General features: G+C 30.5%; 6 protein-coding genes and 1 pseudogene. 4 read left to right on the top strand and 3 right to left on the bottom strand.

All coding sequences use genetic code 11. The annotated features are described in order from the left end of the window. Positions 1–125: 125 nt before the first annotated feature. Together CD138_RS12680 and CD138_RS12675 are read right to left on the bottom strand one after the other, a co-directional pair. Complete coding sequence (locus CD138_RS12680) at positions 126–473, bottom strand: ArsR/SmtB family transcription factor (RefSeq protein ID WP_019168781.1); 348 nt, start codon at positions 471–473, stop codon at positions 126–128. 18 nt (positions 474–491) lie between these two features. Next, positions 492–1,109 carry a CadD family cadmium resistance transporter gene (locus tag CD138_RS12675; protein WP_019168782.1) on the bottom strand — a complete coding sequence of 206 codons (618 nt, stop codon included), beginning with the start codon at positions 1,107–1,109 and terminating at the stop codon, positions 492–494. A gap of 90 nt (positions 1,110–1,199) precedes the next feature. On the opposite strand from CD138_RS12675, the gene CD138_RS12670 reads away from it, so the two are divergent. Next, positions 1,200–2,042 carry a tyrosine-type recombinase/integrase gene (locus CD138_RS12670; protein WP_202898891.1) on the top strand — a complete coding sequence of 281 codons (843 nt, stop codon included), beginning with the start codon at positions 1,200–1,202 and terminating at the stop codon, positions 2,040–2,042. A gap of 70 nt (positions 2,043–2,112) precedes the next feature. Further along, entirely contained in the window at positions 2,113–2,316 is a 204-nt protein-coding gene (locus tag CD138_RS12665) for a hypothetical protein (protein WP_096560260.1), read from the top strand. A gap of 588 nt (positions 2,317–2,904) precedes the next feature. Here CD138_RS12665 and CD138_RS12660 read toward each other — a convergent pair. Next, positions 2,905–3,983 (bottom strand): IS3 family transposase gene (locus CD138_RS12660; protein WP_103266003.1). Its coding sequence is split into 2 segments (ribosomal slippage): positions 2,905–3,752 and positions 3,752–3,983, totalling 1,080 coding nucleotides; the frame shifts between segments, so codons are not numbered across the junction. Positions 3,984–4,216: 233 nt separating this feature from the next. On the opposite strand from CD138_RS12660, the pseudogene CD138_RS12650 reads away from it, so the two are divergent. Both CD138_RS12650 and CD138_RS12645 read left to right on the top strand, forming a co-directional pair. Then, positions 4,217–4,462 (top strand): annotated as a pseudogene (locus CD138_RS12650) (transposase domain-containing protein); the annotation flags it as partial. A 255-nt stretch (positions 4,463–4,717) separates the two neighbouring features. Further along, positions 4,718–5,917: an IS110 family RNA-guided transposase gene (locus tag CD138_RS12645; RefSeq protein WP_280523364.1), complete on the top strand. Its 1,200-nt coding sequence runs from the start codon at positions 4,718–4,720 to the stop codon at positions 5,915–5,917. Positions 5,918–5,978 lie beyond the last annotated feature (61 nt).

The raw sequence follows: 5,978 nt of genomic DNA, 5'->3' as shown, positions 1-5,978 counted from the left end.
TACTATTATTATACAAAAAATGGGAAAAGGTTATTAAACAAATATTAAAGAAATAAAAAATGCCGACAAGTCCGTAGGACTTTGTCGACAGTCTGAGAAACGCTCGCTTAATGCGAGCGTTTCTTTTAAATACAGTCTATGCATTTCATTAATAATGATTTCATTTCTGTATCTTTAATATAATAATATGCCATTTTCCCATCTTTATAAAAATTAAGTACATCGCTTTTGTATAAACTTCGCAAATGATGTGATGTTGAAGCTACACTCATATTTAATGTTATAGATAAATCACATACACAGAGTTCATCTTCTTTAAGCAGAGAAAGTATGATTTTTAATTTATTCTCATCACTTATTTTTAATAAAGTATTAATAAGTTTTTGTGATTTTTCTTCTTTTAAAAAACTTAACGCATTATTAACTTTAGACTCGTGCACACAGAGCACATCACAAGTATTTTCATAACTCATATAAAACCACACCTTATATTAAAATATAAATCCTAAAATTGTTTGAATAGTGTCATTTTCAATGATAATAAATAATCCTAAAGCTATATAAATAATAGCCATAATCCAACGACTAAACTTCTCAATAATTTCTCCGATTCTTGGGATATTAGCTAGTTTTTGTGCAGTAAATACCAAGAAGAAAATTAAAATTAAAAAGACAAACAAAGTGATTAATAAATTAGTAAGACTTAGTGTCACAAAATACGGAACAAATAAACCAATATTATCAGCACCACAACTTGCTATCGTAACGATTGCAACCGTACCAACTAATTTAGATAATCCTTTTTCACTCAGTTCTTTTTTAGCTCTTTTTTCTCCTTCACAATCATCATAAATAGCCACCTTAACCCCAAGATAAATTGGTATTAAACCTAATAAACCTAATATCCACTTTTCTGGAACATAATTTAACACAAAAGCTAAAAACAAACTAACTAATATTAAAATAATAGACCCTAAATACTGACCAATATAAATATCTCTAGATTCTTTTCTAGTCTTTGCTCTAGCAAAAAATATTAATAAAATCACTAATAAATCAACTGCCGTAGCAATATAAAGAATAGTAGCAGTTACAATAGTTTGAATCATAATACACCTCATTCAAATATATATTTGAATGAATTGTAACATAAGATATATAAATTTTGAATACGGCATAATGCCAAATAGAAAAAATAACTGCCATATAACTCCAAAATTGACACCTACGAACAAGGACTAAAACAATTTTTTAATTATCTCAACAAGAATCATATTCAATTCCCGTGTAGAGAAAATATTATTTCTTTCAAGAAAGATTTAAAAATTTTAGGGCGAAAAGGAACAACGATAAAAAATTATGTTGCTGCTATTCGATTATTTTTTAAATGGACTAATCAAGAAGAGCTATATCCAAATATCGCTCACAATATAAAAGGAGGAAAAATTGATCAAAATATCCAAAAAGATTATTTAACAGCCAAAGATATTAAATCTATATTAAATCATATCGATACTAATACCTTATCTGGCGCAAGAGATTACGCTATTATAACTTTAATGGTTACAGGAGGGTTAAGGACTATCGAAGTTTCCCGTGCTCTCGCTGAAGATATCTGTAAAATAGGTCCAAACACGGTATTATATATACAAGGTAAAGGTAAGGATTCCAAAAATGATTATGTAAAATTGCCTTTAGAAGTTGTTGAAGCAATATCAAATTATCGTAAATTATTAAACTTTGCACCCAACAGTTTGTTTGTATCAAATAGTAATAACAATCGTAATTGTTCACTAACCACCAGAAGTATAAGTGGTATAGTAAAGAAACGCTTTATAAATGCAGGTTTTGACAGCAAGCGTTTAACAGCGCACAGTTTAAGACACTCTGCTGCTACTTTAAATTTATTAAATGGTGGGACATTAGAAGAAACACAGCAATTATTAAGACACTCAAATATAAGCACAACGATGATTTATTTACATCACTTAGAAAGGGATAGTAATTATAGTGAAGAGAGAATTGCAAAAGTTTTATTTTAACCCCATTTTTTATAATAATAATAATTCCTATAGAAGGAGAGAGTTTTATATATTAAAAAATAAATATTATATGTTAATTTTTTATAATGTGGTATCAATTTTGATAGGTAGTACATTAATTTTTAGAACGAGTAATGAAACTCATGCTAAAAATAACAGTTTAGTAAAAGAAGATACAACACCCGTAAGAGATAAAAACTTTGGTAATACTGATATAAAAATGAAAGAAATGATACAAGCTAAAGGTCTCGAAAATATAGTTATAAGAAGTTGAAAGTAATCTTCCATAAATTGATAATATAATTTTAAATAATACATTAGATATTAAGATTTAAAAAATCAATTCCTTAAAATTTTGCATTTATACCCACTATGGTGTGCTATTGTCGCCTATTTACTTAGCGTTACTGTTACGGAGCCAATACGCAAACAAAGTAACGATTCAACCGCTAATGACTGTGGTCGTGATGTGAACAAAAACTTCGAACATTGATATGCACCTTCTCTCTACGTCAATTGACGCCTGAGAGATAAGCTAATCCACTATTATACCATCTGTGTATACGTAAGCATATCCACTTCTGATAAGTTGAATTACGTTTAATAAATAGTTTATTTACAATTAGCATAGTAATATAGATTTATTAAATAGTTCTTAAATAAAAAATGGCTCCTATGTCAAGAATATGGACAGAAAATATCGAATAAAATCTCTAATTACGTCTGATATTAATTATTAGTAATATTCATTGGATTTACATCTCAGTGCTTTAGTTAAATCTGATATTAATATGAATTTTGCCATCACTAAATAAACCTTGATAAAAGGTCGTTTAAAAATCTATAAATGCTCTTTTTGTAGCTACGCTACAAGTGATATTCTTTCATTATTGTACCAACGTATATATTGATCGATACCAGCTATGACTTCATGTATGGATTCAAAACTCTGAGCGTTCGTATATTCTCTTTTAAGTATGGAGTGAAAGCTCTCAATTCTTGCATTATCTCCAGGACAACCTTTACGGGAATAGGAATGCTTAACGCCATACTGAACGAGCGTCTTTTCAAATAAATCACTTGTATACTGACTCCCCATATCACTATGGATAATATTGATTCCTAGTTGTTTAATTTTAGTTTTTTCTATAACACTTGTGGCTAACTCTTTGGTCATATTTCCACTGACTTTGTGAGCTATGACCCTTCGGGTTCTAGGATTATAAAGACTCGCTAAATAAAACCATTTCTGTTTAACTCTTATATATGTAATATCTGTTAATAATACGTTTAACTGGTCAACTTTCTTTTTAACTAAGTTAGGTCTTTGCGCTTCAGTAACATAAGACTTTGGTTTATTGATCTTTTTTACCATTCTTGAACGTATACCCAGTTCACACATTAATTGATGAACTAAGCGTCTACTAACGTCCAGAGCGTGCTTATGATTAATGGTTTTAGTAAGTCTTGGATAACCATATATTGGACTTTCAAGCCAATAAGAAAGGACTTTTTCTTTGACGAATGTCCTTCTAGGGAGTCTTTGACCTGGTTTCCAATTCAAAAATGCATAATAAGTGGAACGCGGTACTTTTAAACAACGCAGAACAAAAGAAATAAGGTGCCCCGAATTGAGATTATTTCGAATCACCTTAAGCACAACTTCTCTGCCTTTATCTATTAACTTTTTGCCAAAAGCACCGCCGCTCGCTTTAAAATATCATTTTCTGCTTTTAATCTTTTATTTTCTTTTATAAGCTGTTTTTCATTTACAGATAAGACACTTGTATCGTTTGAATCAGCTTGTTTAATCCAAAGTGTAATAGATGAGACACTTACACCGTATTCCTTAGATAAAGAGTTAGCAGACCGACCGGTCTGATGAAGAGAAACAATCGATTCTTTGAATTCATGAGAATAACGTTTAGATAAATTGGACATTTTTATCAGCTCCTTTATGTTTATTATCGAATAATTTGTCCATAATTACATCATAGGAGCCTTTTTCAATAGTATTCCAAATTTTTAGAAATACTTGATAAAGATTGATTTCCCAAGATAAAAGGTTTTATTATATTGCACTTTTGAGTAGCTTCTTTACGTTTGGCTTCAGAAAAAGGTTCTGTTGCAAAGTTAAATATGTAGTATAATTTTAATAAAAAGGAGCATTCTATATGAACTATTTCAGATATAAACAATTTAATAAAGACGTCATAACTGTAGCCGTTGGCTACTACTTAAGATATGCACTTAGTTACCGTGATATAGCTGAAATATTAAGAGAACGTGGTATTAATGTTCATCATTCAACGATCTATCGTTGGGTTCAAGAATACGCTCCTATTTTGTATCAAATTTGGAAGAAAAAGCATAAAAAAGCTTATTATAAATGGCGTGTTGATGAGACATATATCAAAATAAACATACTAAGATTAGCTGTGAAGAAATTTATGACGATAGATTTCTTCACAGCTATTTTTTATAGTTGTAGAGAGAAGTAGATCGACCAGCTCCGTGGATCTTTGAATCCGTAAAATAAACTGATCAGCTTTACTCTCCTTTTGAAATTCGATTGAAGTATGTTGGGTTCTAGAAACCGTGTATAGGAAAATGAAATGAAAAAGGCTAAGTAAAGTTAAAATCTTCTCAATTCAATAAAGAAAGGTATGATTTTTATCAACTGTTTAGGCATTGATGTAAGTAAGTCAGAAAGTGTGGTCGCACATTATAAGGATGAAGTTTTGGTTAAAGAATTGGTCATTCAAAATAATCAAAATGGCTATCGTCATCTTGAAAATTATATCAAGCATCTTGATTCCCTATTTATCCTCTTTGAATCAACAGGTATTTATTCAAGGGGCATGAAACGCTTCTGTGCAGTTCACAAAATAGATTACTTAGAAATGAATCCCCTAGAAGCCAAGTTCAAAATGAGTTCATTAAGAGCATGGAAAACAGATAAATCAGACGCACATAAACTTGCACTTCTTGCCTTTAGAATGAAAGATTCAAAGGTACAACGTCAGTCTGAAGAAATATACTTTGAACTGAGAGAACGTGCACGCTTTCACTTAGAAATGGAAACGAACCAAAATCGTCTCAAAGTTGAGTTAGTCGAAACACTACATCAAACATTTCCAGGGTTAGAAAAGTTATTTACTAACAGATATTCAAAAATCGCATTAAATATAGCTAACACATTTCCTCATCCTGATTATGTAAGCATGTTGTCTGATGATGAATTAGTCGAAAAGGTGCTTCATTCAACTGATAAAGGCATTTCAGTTAATAAAGCTCACAAGTATGCCCAAAAATTAATTGAGATCAAGAATAATAGTTTTACGAATGTGGACAAGTCTTCTTTTCTCATAAAAAAAGTCCAATACCTATGTGACAAACTGCTTATTGCGATAGAAGAAAAGAAAGTATTTGATCAGGAAATGATTAATCTAGCAAAAAATACGACTGAGTTTGAAAACATTATTTCAATTCCTGGCATCGGAGAACTTACAGCTGCATTGCTTATTGGGGAGCTTGGTGATATTAGAAATTTTAAAACAAATAAACAATTGAATGCATTTGTAGGTATTGATATTAAACGGTATCACTCAGGAACTTCAAAAAGTAGGGATACGATCAACAAAAGAGGAAATAAAAAAGCAAGACGTTTATTGTACTTAATCATTATGAACATTATTAGGGGAAGAAATCATTATCAAAGCCATATTGTGGATTATTATTACAAATTAAGAGAGCAGCCTCATGGGAAACCCCACAAGACTGCCGTAATAGCGAGTATCAATCGCTTGTTAAAGACCATTCACTACTTGATAGTCAATGATAAATTATATGATTATCAGAAAGCACCACACTAACGAAACCATATAATCATATACATCATAACACCTTATTCAAAAAAGTAAAAATTGGACGGTC

It is taken from the genome of Staphylococcus intermedius NCTC 11048, from assembly GCF_002902385.1.
GTDB lineage: Bacteria > Bacillota > Bacilli > Staphylococcales > Staphylococcaceae > Staphylococcus > Staphylococcus intermedius.
The sequence above is the reverse complement of the archived record's forward strand: the minus strand, read 5'-3'. Positions and strand labels throughout refer to the sequence as shown.